Genomic DNA, 17,631 nt, shown 5'->3' on the forward strand with positions numbered 1-17,631 from the left:
GGGAGCCGGCGGAGCGCCTTTCTCCCTTGTTTTCAAGCGTAACGACGCGCTTAGAAACCGGTCCCGATCTGGAACTGGAAGCTTTGCTTGTCGTCGCCCGGCTTCGAATTGAGCGGACGGGCATAGGACAACTGCAGCGGTCCCATCGGCGACTGCCACGACAGGCCGATACCCGCCGAGAAGCGCCAGCCGCAAGGATCCTCGACCTCGCTGCCCGGCTTGCCGCTGGTGCACTGCAAGCCGCTGCCCGCCGAAACCTGGCCGGCATCCGAGAAGATGAACCAGCGCAGGGTGCGGTCCTTCGAGGCGCCCGGGAACGGCAGGTAAAGCTGCGCGTTGGCGATGATGCGGCGCGTGCCGCCCAGGTAGTCGCCGGTCTTCACGTCGCGCGGACCGAGCGACGAACCTTCGTAGCCGCGGACCGTGCCGATACCACCGGCATAGACGTTCTTGATGATCGGATAATCCTTGCCGCCGTAGCTTTGGCCCCAATCCACCATGCCGTTCAAGGCCAGCGTGTAGGAACCGCCCAGCGGCACGAAATACTGCTGCTGACCCGTCAGCATCGTGTACTTCAGGTCGACGGTCGACAGGTCGGCCTTCAGGCGCGTGTACGAACCCTTGGTCGGAGCCAGGGCGCTGTCGCGGGTGTCCTTGGTCCAGCCGGTGGTGAAGATCACCGAGTTGGTCGAATCGCCATAGTCCCTGACGAACTTCTCGTACGCAGCCGGCGAGTTGTTGAACAGGTCGATCTGGTTGCGTTCGAAGTTCGCGCCGAGCATGATCCGGTCGTATTCCGAAATCGGCACGCCGAAGTTCATGCCCAGGCCCATGGCCTTGACGCGGTAGTCGCCGTCGTTGTTGTTCCAGGGCTCGGTCACGCGGTAGTAGGCGGACGTAGTGCGGCTGATGCCGTCCTTGGTCCAGTACGGATCGGTGTGCGACAGAACCACCGCGCGGTTGGTCTTGCTGGTGTTCAGTTGCAGGGTCAGGTTGGTGCCGCTGCCGAACACGTTGTCTTCACTGATGCCGGCCGACAGAATCGCCTTTTCGGACGAGCCGTAGCCCACGCCCAGGTTGATCATGCCGGTCGGCTTTTCCTTCACGTCGACGTTGACGTCGACCTGGTCGGGCGAGCCCGGGACCGGATCGGTCTTGACGTTGACATCGCTGAAATAGCCCAGGCGGTCGACACGGTCGCGCGAGGTCTTGATGTCCTTGGCGTCGTACCAGGCGGCTTCCTGCTGGCGCATTTCGCGGCGCACGACTTCGTCGCGCGTGCGGGTGTTGCCGCCGATCTGGATGCGGCGCACGTAGACGCGGCGGCTGGGGTCGACGTAGAACGTCAGGTCGGCCTCATGCTTGGCGCGGTCCAGCTGCGGGTTCGGGTTGACGTTGGCGAACGCGTAGCCCAGCTCGCCCAGGTAGTCGGTGATGGCCTTGGCCGAGCCGTTGGCCTTGGCGGCCGAGAACGTCTCTTCCGGCTTGATGTCCACCAGGCCGTTGATTTCCTTGTCCAGGCCCAGCAGGTTGCCGGCCAGCTTCACGCTGCGCACCTTGTAGGGCTCGCCTTCGTGAACGGTGATCGTGATGCGGATGTCCTTGCGGTCCGGCGAAATCGTGACCTGCGGCGGCTCGACCGAGAACTCGAGATAGCCGCGGTCCAGGTAGAACGAGCGCAAGCGCTCCAGATCCCCTTCCAGCTTTTCGCGCGAGTACTTGTCGGTATCGGTGTACCAGGTGAGCCAACCCGGCGTGGTCAGCTTGAATTCGTCGAGCAGATCGCTTTCCGAGAAAGCCTTGTTGCCCACGAAGCGGATTTCCTGGATGCGCGCGACCGAACCTTCGAACACGTCGAAGCTCACGCCCACGCGGTTGCGCGGCAGCGGGGTCACGGTGGAAGTCACTTCGATGCCGTACTTGCCCTTGGACAGGTACTGCTGCTTCAGTTCGTATTCGGCGCGCTCGAGCATGGAGCGGTCGAAAATGCGGCCTTCGGCAAAGCCCACCTGCGCCAGCGAGGTCGTGATGGCCTTGGAGTCGAACTCGCGCATGCCGTTGAAGTTGACCGACGCGATCGTGGGACGCTCCTGCACGACCACCACGACGACGTTGTTGTCGGTCTGGATCTGCACGTCGGTGAAGAAGCCGGTGCCGTAAAGGCGGCGGATGGCTTCGGTCGCTTCTTCCTCGGTGAACTTTTCGCCCACCTTGACGGGGAGATAGCCGAAGACGGTGCCGGCGTCAGTCCGTTGAATCCCTTCTACGCGGATATCCCGCACGACAAAAGGGTCGAAGGCGTGGGCGATGGCCGGTACCAGCAGTGCGGCGATCAAACCCGGCAGTACACCCTTTTTGTGATGAAACATCCGGCGAAAAGACATCCTTGAGTATCCTCGGTCGTGCAAATGGCGGGGGATTTTATGCTAAATCGCGTTCAAGTGAACAAACGCGTGAAATCGTTGAACAGCGCAAGCCCCATCAGACTTGCCAATAAACCTATGCCGGCGCGCTGTCCGATATCGATCCACCTTGCTGGCGGCGGGCTACCCCGCACAATTTCGACGAGATAGTACAGCAGATGACCACCATCCAGCATAGGAATAGGCAGCAAATTTAGTACGCCCAGACTGATGCTGATCAAGGCGATATAGGCGATATACGCAACAATTCCGATTCTGGCGGTCTGGCCGGCGTAGTCCGCAATGGTCACAGGACCGCTGACATTGCGCCAGGAAACGTCGCCCGTCACCATGCGGCCCATCATCCGCAGCGAGAACCACGCAGTGTCCCAGGTGCGGACGGCGCCCTTCCACAGGCTTTCGAACACACCGTAACGCACGGTCACCATGGGCACGTCGCCGCCCAGCTGCACGCCCAGCCGGCCTATCTGCTGGCCGTTGACGGTCTCGGCCCGCGGCGTGACGTTCAGGGAAATATTGGCGCCGTCGCGCGCCAGCGTGAGCGCCAGGGTCTTGCCCGCGCTTTCCTGTATCTGGCGGACCAGGGCCCCGGTATCGGGCGTGGGCACGCCATTCACCGCCAGGACGAGATCGCCGGTCCGCAAGCCAGCCGCTTGCCCTTCTCCGCCATCGTTGACGGCGCGCACTGCGGGCTTGGGTTGGGCCAGCCGGACGCCGGCCGCGGCCAGCGGGTCGCCGCCAGCCGGATCCATCGTGTTGGACGGCAGGACCAGTTCACGCTGCTGCACGGCGCCCGCCGGCGTTCTGACCTCGATCTGGGCCTTGCCGCCGGTGGCCATGACATCCATCAGGCGCCAGCGCGCGTCGGACCAGGAGGCGACTTCCTCGCCGTCGATGGCCAGGATGCGGTCTCCGGCGAGCAGGCCGGCGCTGGCAGCCGGCGTGCCGGCAGCGGGCTGAGCGATGAGCGCCTGGGGCTCCTCGGTGCCGGCCATGTTCAGCCCGGCGTAGAGGACAACGGCAAGAATCAGGTTGAAGATCGGACCGGCGGCGACAATGGCGATGCGCTGGCCGACAGGTTTCCGGTTGAAGGCGCCAGCCGCCTCCGCCGCGCTTGCGCCGGCGGGAGGATCGTCCTGCATCTTGACGTAGCCGCCCAGCGGCAAGGCGGAAACCGCCCACTCGGTGCCGTGACGGTCGGTGCGGCGCAGGATGACCTTGCCAAAGCCCACGGAGAAGCGCAGTACCTTCACGCCGCAAAGACGGGCCACCCAATAGTGTCCCAGCTCATGGAAGATGATCAGGGTGCCAAGCGCAACCGCAAAGGCCAGCAGGGTGAAAAGCATCGGGATCAGGGAAATCTAGGAAATCAGAGGCCAGCGGGCGGCGCCCATGCCTGCATCAGGCCAGGCCCAGGTTGCCCGCGAAGACGCGCGCATCGGAATCAAGCGCGAGCACGTCGTCAAGGCTGTTGAGCGTAACAGATGCTTGCCGCGCCTGCCACTCCAGGGAAGCCTCGATCACGCGCGGAATCCAGGTGTAAGGAAGGCGGCCGGTCAGGAAGGCGTCGACAGCGATCTCGTTGGCAGCGTTCAGCGCCACGCAGGCGCCCTGCCCGGCGCGCAGCGCCGCGAAGGACAGCGCCAGGCACGGGAAGCGGGCCAGATCGGGCTTTTCAAAGTCCAATCGTCCCAGACGGGTCAGGTCCAGCGGACCGACGCCGCTATCCAGGCGCTCGGGAAAGCCCAGGCCATAGGCAATGGGAGTGCGCATGTCGGGCTGGCCCAGCTGCGCCAGCACGGAGCCATCGTCGTACTCCACCATGGAATGCACCACGCTCTGGGGATGCACCACGACTTCTATGCGCTCGGCGGGCATCGCGAACAGCCAATGCGCCTCGATCACTTCGAGGCCCTTGTTGAGCATGGTGGCGGAATCCACCGAGATCTTGCGGCCCATGCTCCAGTTGGGATGGGCGCAAGCTTGGGCCGGCGTCACGTCGTGCAGGTCTTCCAGATCCCGCCCCCGGAACGGGCCGCCCGAAGCGGTCAGCAGCAGGCGGCGGACGCCCGGCGCGGGACGATTCGGCGCGACGGCGCGGCCACCATGGGGCAGACACTGGAAAATAGCGTTATGTTCACTGTCGATAGGCAGCAATTCGGCGCCGTTGTCGCGAATAGCCTGCATGAAGAGCGAGCCGGCGGCGACCAGCGCCTCTTTGTTGGCCAGCAGCACGCGCTTGCCGCTGCGCGCCGCGGCCAAGGCGGCGGGCAGGCCCGCCGCGCCGACGATGGCGGCCATGACCGAGTCGCATTGCGAGTCGGCAGCGGTATCGGCCAGCGCCTGCGCACCGACCCGGATTTCGGGCATGGGCTGCTTGCCGCCCCAGGCCGCAACGAACTTCGCGCGAGCGGCCGAATCGGGCACTACCACGACAGCCGCGCGGCAGGCCAGCGCCTGTTCAGCCAGCCGCTCCATCCGGCTGTAGGCGGACAAGGCATAAACCGCCAGCCGCTCGGGGTGGCGGGCAATCACATCCAGCGTGCTTTCACCGATCGAACCGGTCGATCCCAGCACGACGACGCGTTGAAAAGCGGTCAAAACAACACTCCAGACAAAAGTAGCGCAAACGGCGCGACGGGAAGAATCGCGTCGATGCGGTCATACACCCCGCCATGCCCGGGCAGCAGCGTGCTGGAATCCTTGCGGCCGGCGCGCCGCTTGAGCAGCGACTCGAACAAGTCGCCCACGATCGACAGCACGCCTAGCAATGCCGCGATGGGCAGCGCAAGCCAGAAGGTCCAGCGTTCGACCAGCGCATGCCCGTAAGTGCCTTCCCACAGGCTGGAAAGACCGATCCAGACCACCGCGCCCAGCACGCCGGCGACCGCACCCGCGATCGTCTTGCCCGGGCTGACCCGCGGCGCCAGTTTACGCTTGCCGAACGCGCGGCCGGCAAAATAAGCGGCGATATCCGCGACCCACACCAGCGCCAGCAGCGACACCACGAAGCCCGCGCCGCGCGCCACGAACATCTGCGCCAGCACGGCCCAGGCGGCAAATGCGGCAGGCACGGAAAAAACCGACCAGCCCAGGCTGGCGGGCGGCGCGTCGGAATGCCCGCGCACCACCGCAGTCACGCCGCCGAGCAGCCACACCGCGGCGACCGCTGGCACCACGTAGCGCAATACCCAGGCCGGATCGGCCATGCCGGCGCGGTCGCCAGCCAGCCAGGCCGAGGCCAGCGCCAGCATGCCCGCGAACAGCAGGACGGCCACGCCTATGGAAATCAAGGGGGAAGGCGGTTGCGGCAGCGTCAGACGCAGCCACTCCCAGTTTGCGCAGGCGGCAGCCAGGGCCAACAAGGCGACGAACCACCAGGGGTTCGCGCTGATCATCGCGGCAGCCAGAACGGCCAACAGAACGACTGCGGTAACGATACGCTGGCCCAACATGTGACGGTCTCCTCGTGTACAGCCCTGGAAAGACGCGCTAGTCGCCGTTCGTGTTATTTCGCGCCGTTTTCGCCGACTTGCGCGCTGGTGCGGCCGAAACGGCGTTCGCGCGTGCGGTACCAGTCAAAGGCGGCCGCAAGCTCCGCGGCGCCGAAATCCGGCCAATAGCGGTCCGTGAAGTAGAACTCCGCGTAGGCCATCTGCCAGATCAGGAAATTGGAAATACGCTGCTCGCCACCGGTGCGGATGAACAGATCGGGCTCCGGCGCCCAGGACATGGACAGATGACGGGCCAGGCGCTCCTCGTCCACCAGCTGGGGCTGGGTGGCCAAGCCCGGCTCGGCTGCCAGCATGGCGCGCGTCGCCTGCAGGATGTCCCAGCGCCCGCCATAGTTGGCAGCAACGGTCAGGTGCAGGCGGTCGTTGTGCGCCGTGCGCTCCTGAGCCGCGAAGATCAGCTCTTGCAAGCGGGGCTCGAAGGCCGACAGGTCGCCAATGACGTGCAAACGCACGCCCTGCTCTTCCAGCTTGCCGATTTCGCGCTCCAGCGCCTGCACGAACAGGCGCATCAGCAGTGACACTTCCTCGGCCGGGCGGCGCCAGTTCTCGGAACTGAAGGCGAACAGGGTGAGATAGCGCACGCCGGCTCGGCCGCAGGCCTCGACGACGCGCCGCACCGCTTGCACGCCTTTGGCGTGGCCGGCCGTGCGCGGCAGCAGCCGCCTCGTCGCCCACCGGCCATTGCCATCCATGATGATGGCCACGTGCTCGGGAATGTCGCGGGTAGCGGGAACCGCCTGGGTCGAACTGGTTGCCATTGGTCTGGAGCTGCGCGCGGTGAAACGGCGAAAACGGAATTACGTGAAGAAAAGCCTGCGCCGTCGTTCCACCGCCTGGCAGCAATGCTGCGAATCGATGGACAGGACGGCGCTCAGGCAGGATATCCTGGTCGCCAGGTTGATACGGCCTAGCCTATCACCCTGGCGGCATCCAGGAATTATACGGTCATGATTTCCGCTTCTTTCTGCGTGACCATCTTGTCGATCTCGGCCACGCTGCGGTCCGTCAGCTTCTGGACATCGTCCTGCGAACGGCGCTCGTCGTCCTCGGAGATTTCCTTGTCCTTGACCAGCTTCTTCAACGCTTCATTGGCTTCGCGGCGCAGGTTGCGCACGGCCACCTTGGCGTCCTCGCCTTCGCTGCGGACCACCTTGGTCAGATCGCGGCGGCGCTCTTCGGTCAGGGCGGGCATCGGCACGCGGATGGAGTCGCCCATCGACATGGGATTCAGGCCCAGATCCGATTCGCGGATCGCCTTTTCGATGGCGGAGGCCATGTGCTTCTCGTAGGGCTGCACGCTGATGGTGCGGGCGTCCACGAGGTTCACGTTGCCGACCTGGCTGATCGGCACGGGCGAACCGTAGTACTCGACCTGCACATGGTCCAGGATGCCGGTGTGGGCGCGGCCCGTGCGGATCTTGGCCAGGTTGGTCTTGAGCGTGTCAAGCGACTTGGCCATCCTGGCTTCGGCGGATTTGCGGATTTCTGCGACGCTCATGGAATTTCCTTTTCTTTAAACGTGTACCAAGGTGCCTTCGTCTTCGCCGCTGACCACCCGCTTGAGGGCGCCGGACTTATTGATCGAAAACACTTTGATCGGCAGCTTCTGGTCGCGGCACAGCGCAAACGCGGTGGCGTCCATGACTTCCAGACGGCGGACAATCGCTTCGTCGAAGCTGATGCGCGAGTAACGCGTGGCGGTGGGATCCTTGTTGGGATCCGCGCTGTAGATGCCGTCGACCTTGGTGGCCTTCAGCACGATCTCCGCCCCGATTTCCGCGCCGCGCAGCGCAGCGGCGGTATCCGTGGTGAAGAAGGGATTGCCGGTGCCTGCCGCGAAGATGACGACCTTGCCCTCTTCGAGGTAGCGCAGCGCCTTCGGGCGGATGTACGGCTCGACGACCTGATCGATATTCAGGGCCGATTGCACGCGGGTGTCGACACCCTTGTGCTTGAGCGCGTCTTGCAGCGCAAGCGCGTTCATGATGGTGGCCATCATGCCCATGTAGTCGGCGGTCGCGCGGTCCATGCCCTGCGCACCCGGGGCGACGCCACGGAAAATGTTGCCCCCGCCGATGACGATGGCCAGTTCGACGCCGGTGGCGGCGACTTCGGCGACCTCATCGGTCATGCGGACGATGGTGGAGCGATTGATGCCGAATGCATCTTCGCCCATCAGCGCCTCGCCGGAAAGTTTGAGAAGAACCCGTTTGTATGCTTTGCTGCTCATAGGTGATATCCCGAAGAACAATCCGACGAAAGTGTAAGACAAGAAATAGGCCGGACTAGAATTTAATCTAGCGCCGGCCCTTAAGCACTATACCCTGGGTCAGGCGCGGCCAGCGGCGGCGGCGGCGACCTCAGCGGCGAAATCGCTGGTCTTCTTCTCGATACCTTCGCCGACAACGAACAGCACGAACTTGCTGATCGAAGCGCCCTTTTCCTTGAGCATCTGCTCAACGCTGTGCTTGTCGCTCTTGACGAACGGCTGCGACAGCAAGGTGACTTCCTTCAGGAACTTCGCGACCGAGCCTTCGACCATCTTGGCGACGATTTCAGCCGGCTTGCCCGATTCGGCGGCCTTCTGCTCGGCAACCGAGCGCTCGGCGGCGATGTCGGCCGGGTTCACGCCGTCGGCGTTCAGGGCCTTGGGCTTGGTGGCGGCGATGTGCATCGCCAGGTCCTTGCCCACTTCTTCCGCGCCGGTGTATTCGACCAGCACGCCGATCTTGCCGCCGTGCACGTAGCTGGCCAGCGCGTTCGGGGTCTCGATGCGCTCGAAGCGGCGGATCGAGATGTTTTCGCCGATCTTGCCGATCAGGGCGGTGCGGGTGCTTTCCACCGTGCCGTCGCCGTAGGGCAGCGCCGACAGGGCTTCCACCGTGGCGGGGTTCTGCGTGGCGACCAGCTCGGCCAGCTTGTTCACGAAGCCGACGAAATCGTCGTTCTTGGCGACGAAGTCGGTTTCGCAGTTGATTTCGATGACGGCGCCCTTCTTGGCGTCGGCGGAGATGAACAGACCGATCAGGCCTTCAGCGGTGACGCGGGCGGCGGCCTTGCTGGCCTTGTTGCCCAGCTTGACGCGCAGGATTTCCTCGGCGCGGGCCAGGTCGCCCTCGGCTTCCGTCAAGGCCTTCTTGCACTCCATCATGGGGGCGTCGGTCTTTTCGCGCAGTTCCTTGACCAGGGCAGCGGTAATTTCAGCCATGTTTGCTCCAATTTGCTAGAACATGTTCCGGGAAACCGGAACAGTGGTTTGATTCGATGGGACATCCGCGCTTGGCGGATCAGGAAGATGGGAGCCCACCTTCGCATTGCCGGCGAGGCGGGAGCGGACCCGCATGCGGAACCGCTCCCAGACGCTAACCGCCGGACATGACAACAGGCTTAGGCCTGGTTGTCCTGGACTTCGACGAACTCTTCCTGACCTTCGCCCAGTTCTTCGACCAGACCGTTCAGGTTCTGCTCGCGGCCTTCCAGCACGGCGTCGGCGATGCCCTTGGCGTACAGCGCGATGGCCTTGGCCGAGTCGTCGTTGCCGGGGATGACGTAGTCGATGCCGTCGGGCGAGTGGTTGGTGTCAACCACGGCGACCACGGGGATGCCCAGCGTCTTGGCTTCGGCGATGGCGATCTTGTGGTAGCCGACGTCGATCACGAAAATGGCGTCAGGCAGACCGTTCATGTCCTTGATGCCGCCGATCGACTTGTTCAGCTTTTCCAGTTCGCGCTGGAACAGCAGGCCTTCCTTCTTGATCATGCGCTCGGCGCCGCCTTCGGCGACCACGGCTTCCATGTCCTTCAGGCGCTTGACCGAGGTCTTGACCGTCTTGAAGTTGGTCAGCATGCCGCCGAGCCAGCGGGCGTCGACGAAGGGCATGCCGCAACGGGCGGCTTCGGTAGCGACCAGCTCGCGAGCAGCGCGCTTGGTGCCGACGAACAGGATGTTGCCACCGCGAGCAGCCAGCTGCTTCACGAACTTGGTGGCTTCCTGGTACTTATCAACCGTCTTTTCGAGGTTGATGATGTGAATCTTGTTGCGATGGCCGAAGATATAGGGGGCCATCTTGGGGTTCCAGTAGCGGGTCTGGTGACCGAAGTGGACACCCGCTTCCAGCATTTCGCGCATCAAAGACATAACTTTCTCCAAGGGTTGATTTCTTGCGCCGCACCTGCATCAGCCTCTGGCTGACACCCTGGGTGGTGTTGCGCGCGATTTCCCGCCTGTGCGGGATGACAAAATTTTAACCGGGCCGACCGATCACTGCCGCAATAACTACAGCGCCTAGGCGCTTCTACTACGCTGCCGCGATAAACCCAGACGGCCGCCACGACCAAAAGCCTTGCACCGCACGCTTGCAGGCGCTTGTCCAGACCCACCAGGAATTTCCTGGAAGTTTCCGGCGGTTTCCCGAAAGCGCACCCGGACCTGTTTTGTTGGCGGCGAAATCCAGCTCTGGAAAATCCGGCTCCTCGCGTTCAGACTTACTTGATCGCGCATCAGACCATCGGGGCATTTCTTAAGAAAACGCGAACGTTTTCAAGAACTTAAGCCGACATCCACATTGATGTCCAGACCCTGAGCCTGCATCGCCGCTCTAAAACATGACCGGGCTTACAAGCACGCCGCGTCCCAGCTTGCGCCCATCTTCGGACTGCCTTCCAATTCCGCCCGACCGATACCAACCGACGCTCCCGCCCGTGTCACCCACGGCCTGCCCGAATTCGCTCCACAACCTTCGCTTGCGGTGAAACTTCAGGGCATGCCGCCGATCCCACTGGGATGGATCCGCCGCCAGTACTGCCGGGCTGCCTGGTCCGCGTCCTTGGACCGACACCCGCCGGGTTCAGCCTTTGCCGTAACCCGATTGCTCCCCAAAATTTTAGGGAAGCCTATAATTCTACTATTCTTTCAAGCAGACATTCAAGCGAGATATCGCCAAGCGACTCCATGGGCACAATCACCAATCAAGCCGACCTGGCCAAGATGCGCGCCGCCTGCCAGGATGCGGCCAAAGTCCTCGACTTCATCACCCCCCACGTGAAGCCGGGGGTCACCACCGGGGAACTGGACCGACTCTGCCTGGAATACCTGACCGACGAGCTCGGCGTGAAGTCCGCCACCGTGGGCTACGCGCCCCCGGGCTATCCCCCCTTCCCCGGCGCCATCTGCACCTCGGTCAACCACCAGGTCTGTCATGGCATCCCGGGCGACAAGGTGCTGAAGAACGGCGACTCGCTGAATATCGACGTCACCATCATCAAGGACGGTTGGTTCGGCGACACCAGCCGCATGTACGCAGTGGGCGAACAATCCATATTGTCGCGCCGTCTGACCGAGATCACCTTCGAATGCATGTGGAAGGGCATCCAGCAGGTGAAAAACGGGGCCACGTTGGGCGATGTCGGCAACGCGATCCAGAAACATGCGGAGGCCAACGGCTTTTCGGTGGTGCGCGAATTCTGCGGTCACGGCATCGGCCAACGCTTCCATGAAGATCCGCAGGTGCTGCATTACGGCAAGCCTGGCACGGGCGTGCCGCTGACGACCGGCATGCTGTTCACCATCGAACCCATGATCAACGCCGGGCGCCGCGAGATCCGCCAGCTGTCCGACGGCTGGACGGTCGTGACCCGCGACCACAGCCTGTCGGCCCAGTGGGAGCATGCTGTCTGCGTAACCGAAACCGGCTATGAAGTGCTGACCCTGTCCCCAGGCATGCCGCAACCGCCCGCCTTCATCACCGAACCCCTGGTCATCCCCGCCGTCTGAAACACAAGCTGCCGCCACCATGACCGCCGAAACCCTCAGCGCCCTGCGCGAACGAATCCAGGAAGCCCGGCGGACCGCGGTGACGCAATTCCGCGAACACGAACGCCCGGACACCCTGCTCTCCGAGCTGCGCCGCATCGTCGACGCGGCCCTGCGCGATCTGGTCAAGCAGTGCCCGCTGCCGGCCGGCGCCACGCTGGCGGCCGTGGGCGGCTATGGCCGCGGCGAACTCTATCCCCACTCCGACGTCGACCTGCTCATCCTGCTGCCTCACGCCCCCACGCGCGAGGAAGAGTCGGCCATAGAGAAGCTCGTGGCCTCGCTGTGGGACCTGGGCCTTGAGCCTGGCCACAGCGTGCGCACCATCGAGGACTGCGAGCGCGAGGCGGATGCCGACATCACCGTCGAAACAGCCTTGCTGGAGTCTCGCTGGCTGGCCGGCAGCCGCACGCTGATGAAGAAGTTCGAGGCCGCGACCAAGTCCCGGCTGGACCCGCGCGCCTTCTTCCGCGCCAAGCGCGTCGAAATGCAGCAGCGCCACGCGCGCTATCACGACACGCCCTACGCGCTGGAACCGAACTGCAAGGAATCCCCCGGCGGGCTGCGCGACCTGCAGGTCATCCTGTGGATGGCGCGCGCGGCCGGTTTCGGCGATAGCTGGCGTTCCGTGGCGCAGGCCGGCCTGCTGACCTCGTCCGAGGCCCGCGACCTGCGCAAGGCCGAGCAGGCTTTCAAGCGCCTGCGCATCGAATTGCACCTGCTGGCGAACCGGCGCGAGGATCGTGTGCTGTTCGACCTGCAGCCGGCGCTGGCCGAGGTCTACGGCATCCACGCCACCGCCACCCGCCGCGGCAGCGAACTGCTGATGCAGCGCTACTACTGGGCGGCGCGGCTGGTGACGCAGTTGAACGGCATCCTGGTGCAGAACATCGAGGAACGGCTGTTCCCGCGCCCCGACAGCGACGCGCGCGACATCGACGACGACTTCCGCAACCTGCGCGACCGCCTGGACATCATTCGCGACGACGGCTTCGAACGCAATCCCACCCTGTTGCTGCGCGCCTTCCTGGTGATGCAGCAGCATCCGGAACTGACCGGCATGTCGGCCCGCACGCTGCGCGCCATCTGGCATTCGCGCCACCGCATCGACGCGCAGTTCCGCCGCAACCCCGTTAACCGCAAGCTGTTCCTGCAGATCCTGCAGCAGCCGCGCGGCATCGTGCATGAATTGCGGCGCATGACCATGCTGAACATCCTGCCGCGCTATCTGCCGGTGTTCCGCCGCATCGTGGGCCAGATGCAGCATGACCTGTTCCATGCTTATACGGTGGACCAGCACACGCTGGCAGTGGTGCGCAACCTGCGCCGCTTCACCATGCCGGAGCACGCCCAGGAATATCCGCTGGCCAGCCAGCTGATCGCCGGACTGGACCGCCACTGGCTGCTGTACGTGGCCGCCCTGTTCCACGACATCGCCAAGGGCCGCGGCGGCGACCACTCCGAGCTGGGTGCGCGCGAAGTGCGCAAGTTCGCGCAAGACCACGGCATGGAGCCCGAAGACACCCAGCTGGTGGAGTTCCTGGTGCGCCAGCACCTGCTGATGTCGGCCGTGGCGCAGAAGCGCGACCTGTCCGACCCGACGGTGGTGCAGGACTTCGCCGCCACCGTGAAGGACGAACGCCACCTGACCGCGCTGTACCTGCTGACGGTGGCCGACATCCGCGGCACCAGCCCCAAGGTCTGGAACGCCTGGAAGGGCAAGCTGCTGGAAGACCTGTACAAGCTGACCCTGGCGGCGCTGGGCGGCGCCCATGCCGACGCGCACACGGTGTTGACCGAACGCAAGGAAGAAGCCGCCCGCCTGACCCGCCTGGCGGGCCTGCGCGACGACGCCCGTGAAGCCTTCTGGAACCAGCTCGACGTGGCGTACTTCCTGCGCCACGACGCTTCGGACATCGCCTGGCACACGCGCCACCTGTACCACCAGGTCGCACCGGCCCAGGCCGTGGTCAAAGCCCGCCCCACCGAACACGGGGAAGGCCTGCAGATCATGGTGTACACCCGCGACGCGCCCGACCTGTTCGTGGCGATCTGCGGCTATTTCGATGCCAAATCGCTCTCGATTCAGGACGCCCGCATCCACACCACGCGCCACGGCTGGGCGCTGGACAGCTTCATCGTGCTGCTGCCGGAAGGCGCCAGCGACCTGCGCGCCCAGGCCACGCTGGTCGAGCATGAACTGGCCGAACGGCTGAAGGATCCGCATGCCGCCGCCCAGCAGCAACCGGCCCGCGGCGGCTACTACGGCCGCGGCCGGCAGTCGCGCGTGTCGCGCGTGTTCCCGGTCATGCCGCAGGCCGAGCTGCAACCCGACGAGCGCAGCACCTCCTGGCGCCTGTCCGTGACCGCCACCGACCGCCCCGGCCTGCTGCACGCCCTGGCCCGGGTCTTCGCCAGCCACGAGGTGAACCTGCTGATGGCCAAGATCATGACGCTGGGCGACCGCGTCGAGGACGTGTTCATCGTGGATGGGTCGGCGCTGGCCCGCCCGCGCAGCCAGATGCAGTTCGAACGCGACGTCCTGGACGCTCTGGCGGGCGAGGAAGCGCGGCAGCGCGCGGCCTGAGCGGCCCACAGGCCGCTCCCCAACCCAGCCCCAAAGCCAGTCCCCGACCGGGCATCGCCAGGGCCGCCGGGACCGCATACAATCCCGGTTTTCGGCCAGGCGATTGCCCTACCCATGCAGCTAAACGAATATCTGCGCGTTTTCGGCGGCAGCTTCTTTTTCGCGCTGGCCACCCTGCTCCCCTTCCTGAACCCGCCCGCCATCGCGCCGATCTTCCTGTCGCTGACCGAAGGCGCGTCCTCTTCCACGCGCATGGTGCTGGCCAAGCGCGTGGCCATCAATGTCTGCCTGATGCTGGTCGTCGCGATGGTGGCGGGCAACGTGCTGCTCAGTTTCTTCGGCATCTCCCTGTCCATCGTGCGGGTCGGCGGCGGCATGCTCGTGATCGCCAGCGCCTGGCGGCTGGTGAATTCGCCCGATGCCGACACCGAGCGCGTGGCCCGCATGGCCGAATCCTTCACCCCCGAAATGGCCAAGGCCCGGGCGTTCTATCCCCTGACCTTTCCCATCAGCTGCGGCCCGGGCTCCATCGCCGCGGCCATCACGGTCGGCGTGTCGCTGCGGGACCAGAACCACGTGCTCAGCCTCTTACGGCTGGGCGGCTCCATTCCCGGCATCATCGTGGTGTCCGTGACGCTCTATATCTGCCTGCGCTTTGCCGCGCAGATGCTGCACCGCCTGGGCGACAATGGCACCGCCGTGTTCATGCGCCTGTCGGCCTTCATCATGCTGTGCCTGGGCGTGCAGATCTTCTGGGAAGGTTCGCGCGAACTGCTGCTGGGCGTGCTGCAGCAGGTGATGCAACCAATTCCGATTCCCAAGGCCTAAGCCTCGCCAGGCGCCGCGCCTGGCTCCTTTTCACCCCCTTTTCAGAACAACAATGACTTCTCGTTCAGAACGCCTGCTCCGCCTGATCGCCCTCTTCTGCTTCGGCGCGGTCGGCATCGCCCTGGTCTCCCAGCACGTCTTCGACATGCCGCCTTGCGCCTGGTGCGTCATGCAGCGCCTGATCTACCTGGTGATCGGCGTCATCGCGCTGATAGGCGGATTCGGCGGCGGACGGGCCCTGACTCGTCTCTGCGGCGCGCTCGCCGGGCTGCTGTCGCTGGGCGGCATCGCCGCCGCCTGGTACCAGTACAGCGTGGCCGCCAACATGCTGTCCTGCGACCAGACCTTCGCCGACCGCTTCATGACCGGCATCGGCCTGGAAAGCGCGGTGCCCTGGCTGTTCGGCATCTACGCCACCTGCATGGACGCCAAGGTGCCGGTGCTCGGCATCGAGTACGCCCTGTGGAGCCTGGCGCTCTTCGCCATCCTCTTCTTCATGGCGCTACCGGTCGCCTTCCGGCGCGGCCATACGCGCTAAGCCGGTGCTGACTCCGCCCGAGGACCCGCACGCCGCCACGCTGCGCCGGCTGGTCCTGGCGCACCCGCCGCTCGTACGCTGGCTGCACGCTGCCCGCGACCACGGCCCCACGGACGGCTGCATCGGCGCGGGCGTGGTGCGCTCCCTGGTCTGGAACCACCTGCACGGCTATCCGGCGGGCAGCCACGCGCCGGCCGACGTCGACTTCGTCTATCACGATCCCACGGATCTCACGCCCGGGCACGAGGCGGACGTCGCCAGGCGCCTGCACGCGGCGGCGCCCGACGCCGCCTGGGAGGTCGTGAACCAGGCTCGCGTGCACTTGTGGCATCGCGACAGCACTGGCGTGGCGCCGCCCCCGGCGGCATCGCTGACGGCCGGCATCGCCACCTGGCCCGAAACCGCCACTTGCGTGGCGGTGCGCCTGACGCGGGATGGCCTGGTGGATATCATCGCCCCGCATGGAATGGCCGATCTGTTCGGACTGGTGCTGCGGCCCAGCCCCGCAGCGGATCGCCAGGCCTACGCCTCGCGCCTGGCCGCCAAGCGCCATGCCGAGATCTGGCCGCGGCTGACTGTCATACCCTTTTGATCATGTCTACCTTGAAGTACCTGACCGGATACCCGGAATCCCTGCTCGTCCAGGCCCGCAAGCTGCTGGACGACGGCAAGCTCGGCGCGGCGCTGCTGGCCCGCTACCCCGCCGGCCCACACGGCGTGCGCACCGACCGCGCGCTGTACCAGTACGTGACGGACCTGAAGAACGCCTACATGCGCAATGGCGACCAGATCAACAAGGTCGCCTTCGACAGCAAGATCCACGTGATCCAGCATGCGCTCGGCCAGCACACCTATATCTCGCGCGTGCAAGGCGGCAAGCTCAAGGCCAAGCATGAAATCCGGGTGGCAACCCTGTTCAAGACCGTGCCCGCCGAATTCCTGAAGATGATCACGGTGCATGAGTTGGCTCACCTGAAGGAGAAGGACCACAACAAGGCCTTCTACAGCATGTGCCTGCGCATGGAGCCGCAGTACCACCAGTACGAATTCGATCTTCGCCTATACCTGACGCACCTGGAAGCGACGCGCCAGCCGTTGTGGGATCCAAAGGCCTGATTAATCGCGGCGCATATATTTTTCGCCTCCCGGATCGATTAATTCCTGGCAGTTACCTGAAACCAAATTCTGAACGTTTCCTGAATATATTCTGACTCCATTCTGACTGTTTTCTTAAAGCCATCTGACTATATTCTTAACGCAAGCTGAATACTCCAATTCGGCGGCGAAAAATTTCGATGCCCCTAGGGTTAGCGAGCATGAAATCCGGAATTTATCGCCAAAAACCGAAAGCGGAGTGAAAGTGGCCGTTATTAGACTCTCTCAGGCGTTTGTAAGGGGGTCGAAAATTCCAGCTCCTTGTAAGCGTTTTATATAACAAGGAGAAGATGGTGCTTGAACAAAGCAGCAGCAATATAAATGTGGAGAGGGGTATTCATAGACATATGAATAACCAGAATTTTGTCAGGGGCGCATTCATGATGGTATTCGCCCTTGTTTTCGGAGTGACGGCACTCAAATATCAGGTCGGTACATTTTCCAGGGGCGGACCGGGCCTCTTTCCACTGATGGCAAGCTCGGCGCTGTTTGTCATCGGGCTGATCACGGTAATCACCTCGTTCTTCACGCCGCCGGTTCCCATGAGCCACAGCATCAAGAACATTTCCATCATCATGCTGAGCCTGGTGGGCTGCGCCGCAATATCCGGCGCGGTCAATATGATCGTCGGCATCATATTCCTGGTTTTCTGCGCCTCGCTGGCCGCCACTTCATATTCAACCCTGAGAAACCTGAAAATATCAGGAGGGCTGATTGCCGTGGCTTTTGCATTCAAGAGCTTTCTCGGCCTTAACCTGCCCCTATATTGAAGCG

At 64.0% G+C, this 17,631-nt stretch carries 16 protein-coding genes; 7 read left to right on the forward strand and 9 right to left on the reverse strand.

All coding sequences use genetic code 11. The features are described 5' to 3' along the window. Positions 1-50 precede the first annotated feature (50 nt). From bamA to rpsB, 9 genes are all read right to left on the reverse strand, one after another. On the reverse strand, positions 51-2,384 hold the full coding sequence (bamA, locus tag HWY37_RS23795) for an outer membrane protein assembly factor BamA (RefSeq protein WP_175208344.1): 2,334 nt from the start codon (positions 2,382-2,384) through the stop codon (positions 51-53). A gap of 53 nt (positions 2,385-2,437) precedes the next feature. Continuing rightward, a complete protein-coding gene (gene rseP, locus HWY37_RS23800) occupies positions 2,438-3,769 on the reverse strand; it encodes an RIP metalloprotease RseP (RefSeq protein ID WP_175208345.1) in 1,332 nt (443 codons plus the stop codon). 55 nt (positions 3,770-3,824) lie between these two features. After that, on the reverse strand, positions 3,825-5,024 hold the full coding sequence (locus tag HWY37_RS23805) for a 1-deoxy-D-xylulose-5-phosphate reductoisomerase (RefSeq protein ID WP_175208346.1): 1,200 nt from the start codon (positions 5,022-5,024) through the stop codon (positions 3,825-3,827). Next, entirely contained in the window at positions 5,021-5,878 is an 858-nt protein-coding gene (locus HWY37_RS23810; protein ID WP_176089997.1) for a phosphatidate cytidylyltransferase, read from the reverse strand. Before HWY37_RS23810 ends, HWY37_RS23805 begins: the two co-directional genes overlap by 4 nt. A 53-nt stretch (positions 5,879-5,931) precedes the next feature. After that, on the reverse strand, positions 5,932-6,696 hold the full coding sequence (uppS, locus tag HWY37_RS23815; protein WP_175208348.1) for a polyprenyl diphosphate synthase: 765 nt from the start codon (positions 6,694-6,696) through the stop codon (positions 5,932-5,934). A gap of 179 nt (positions 6,697-6,875) precedes the next feature. Beyond that, positions 6,876-7,436, reverse strand: coding sequence for a ribosome recycling factor (gene frr, locus HWY37_RS23820; RefSeq protein WP_175208349.1), 561 nt, complete (start codon positions 7,434-7,436; stop codon positions 6,876-6,878). A 15-nt stretch (positions 7,437-7,451) separates the two neighbouring features. Further along, a complete protein-coding gene (pyrH, locus tag HWY37_RS23825) occupies positions 7,452-8,168 on the reverse strand; it encodes a UMP kinase (protein WP_175208350.1) in 717 nt (238 codons plus the stop codon). Between the two features lie 99 nt (positions 8,169-8,267). Next, positions 8,268-9,146 (reverse strand): translation elongation factor Ts, encoded by an 879-nt coding sequence (tsf, locus tag HWY37_RS23830; protein ID WP_088140169.1) that lies wholly within the window; start codon positions 9,144-9,146, stop codon positions 8,268-8,270. Between the two features lie 179 nt (positions 9,147-9,325). Further along, positions 9,326-10,075, reverse strand: a complete 750-nt coding sequence (rpsB, locus tag HWY37_RS23835) for a 30S ribosomal protein S2 (protein ID WP_175208352.1) — start codon at positions 10,073-10,075, stop codon at positions 9,326-9,328. Positions 10,076-10,888: 813 nt separating this feature from the next. On the opposite strand from rpsB, the gene map reads away from it, so the two are divergent. The 7 genes from map to HWY37_RS23870 all read left to right on the forward strand — a co-directional run bounded on the left by map (position 10,889) and on the right by HWY37_RS23870 (position 17,627). After that, a complete protein-coding gene (gene map / locus HWY37_RS23840; protein ID WP_176089998.1) occupies positions 10,889-11,710 on the forward strand; it encodes a type I methionyl aminopeptidase in 822 nt (273 codons plus the stop codon). Positions 11,711-11,729: 19 nt separating this feature from the next. Continuing rightward, complete coding sequence (locus HWY37_RS23845) at positions 11,730-14,336, forward strand: [protein-PII] uridylyltransferase (protein WP_176089999.1); 2,607 nt, start codon at positions 11,730-11,732, stop codon at positions 14,334-14,336. Between the two features lie 114 nt (positions 14,337-14,450). After that, positions 14,451-15,164 (forward strand): MarC family protein, encoded by a 714-nt coding sequence (locus HWY37_RS23850; protein ID WP_175208355.1) that lies wholly within the window; start codon positions 14,451-14,453, stop codon positions 15,162-15,164. Positions 15,165-15,216: 52 nt separating this feature from the next. Then, positions 15,217-15,702 carry a disulfide bond formation protein B gene (locus tag HWY37_RS23855; protein WP_175208356.1) on the forward strand — a complete coding sequence of 162 codons (486 nt, stop codon included), beginning with the start codon at positions 15,217-15,219 and terminating at the stop codon, positions 15,700-15,702. Positions 15,703-15,706: 4 nt separating this feature from the next. Next, positions 15,707-16,294 (forward strand): nucleotidyltransferase family protein, encoded by a 588-nt coding sequence (locus tag HWY37_RS23860; RefSeq protein ID WP_217706409.1) that lies wholly within the window; start codon positions 15,707-15,709, stop codon positions 16,292-16,294. Between the two features lie 2 nt (positions 16,295-16,296). Continuing rightward, positions 16,297-16,818: a YgjP-like metallopeptidase domain-containing protein gene (locus tag HWY37_RS23865; protein WP_175208357.1), complete on the forward strand. Its 522-nt coding sequence runs from the start codon at positions 16,297-16,299 to the stop codon at positions 16,816-16,818. 419 nt (positions 16,819-17,237) lie between these two features. Continuing rightward, the gene (locus HWY37_RS23870) at positions 17,238-17,627 is read left to right on the forward strand and encodes a tripartite tricarboxylate transporter TctB family protein (protein ID WP_338076227.1); all 390 of its coding nucleotides are present in this window, start codon (positions 17,238-17,240) and stop codon (positions 17,625-17,627) included. Positions 17,628-17,631: the final 4 nt, after the last annotated feature.

Origin of the sequence: Achromobacter anxifer, from assembly GCF_903652925.1 — a bacterium.
Lineage (GTDB): Bacteria > Pseudomonadota > Gammaproteobacteria > Burkholderiales > Burkholderiaceae_B > Achromobacter > Achromobacter anxifer.

Bases quoted from the DNA above. Each gene is read 5' to 3' on its own strand.
- HWY37_RS23865 (WP_175208357.1), top strand. From the start codon at position 16,297: ATGTCTACCTTGAAGTACCTGACCGGATACCCGGAATCCCTGCTCGTC.
- rseP (WP_175208345.1), bottom strand. From the start codon at position 3,769: ATGCTTTTCACCCTGCTGGCCTTTGCGGTTGCGCTTGGCACCCTGATC.
- rpsB (WP_175208352.1), bottom strand. From the start codon at position 10,075: ATGTCTTTGATGCGCGAAATGCTGGAAGCGGGTGTCCACTTCGGTCAC.
- frr (WP_175208349.1), bottom strand. From the start codon at position 7,436: ATGAGCGTCGCAGAAATCCGCAAATCCGCCGAAGCCAGGATGGCCAAG.
- HWY37_RS23855 (WP_175208356.1), top strand. From the start codon at position 15,217: ATGACTTCTCGTTCAGAACGCCTGCTCCGCCTGATCGCCCTCTTCTGC.
- pyrH (WP_175208350.1), bottom strand. From the start codon at position 8,168: ATGAGCAGCAAAGCATACAAACGGGTTCTTCTCAAACTTTCCGGCGAG.
- HWY37_RS23850 (WP_175208355.1), top strand. From the start codon at position 14,451: ATGCAGCTAAACGAATATCTGCGCGTTTTCGGCGGCAGCTTCTTTTTC.
- HWY37_RS23845 (WP_176089999.1), top strand. From the start codon at position 11,730: ATGACCGCCGAAACCCTCAGCGCCCTGCGCGAACGAATCCAGGAAGCC.
- map (WP_176089998.1), top strand. From the start codon at position 10,889: ATGGGCACAATCACCAATCAAGCCGACCTGGCCAAGATGCGCGCCGCC.
- bamA (WP_175208344.1), bottom strand. From the start codon at position 2,384: ATGTCTTTTCGCCGGATGTTTCATCACAAAAAGGGTGTACTGCCGGGT.
- HWY37_RS23810 (WP_176089997.1), bottom strand. From the start codon at position 5,878: ATGTTGGGCCAGCGTATCGTTACCGCAGTCGTTCTGTTGGCCGTTCTG.
- uppS (WP_175208348.1), bottom strand. From the start codon at position 6,696: ATGGCAACCAGTTCGACCCAGGCGGTTCCCGCTACCCGCGACATTCCC.
- HWY37_RS23870 (WP_338076227.1), top strand. From the start codon at position 17,238: ATGATGGTATTCGCCCTTGTTTTCGGAGTGACGGCACTCAAATATCAG.
- tsf (WP_088140169.1), bottom strand. From the start codon at position 9,146: ATGGCTGAAATTACCGCTGCCCTGGTCAAGGAACTGCGCGAAAAGACC.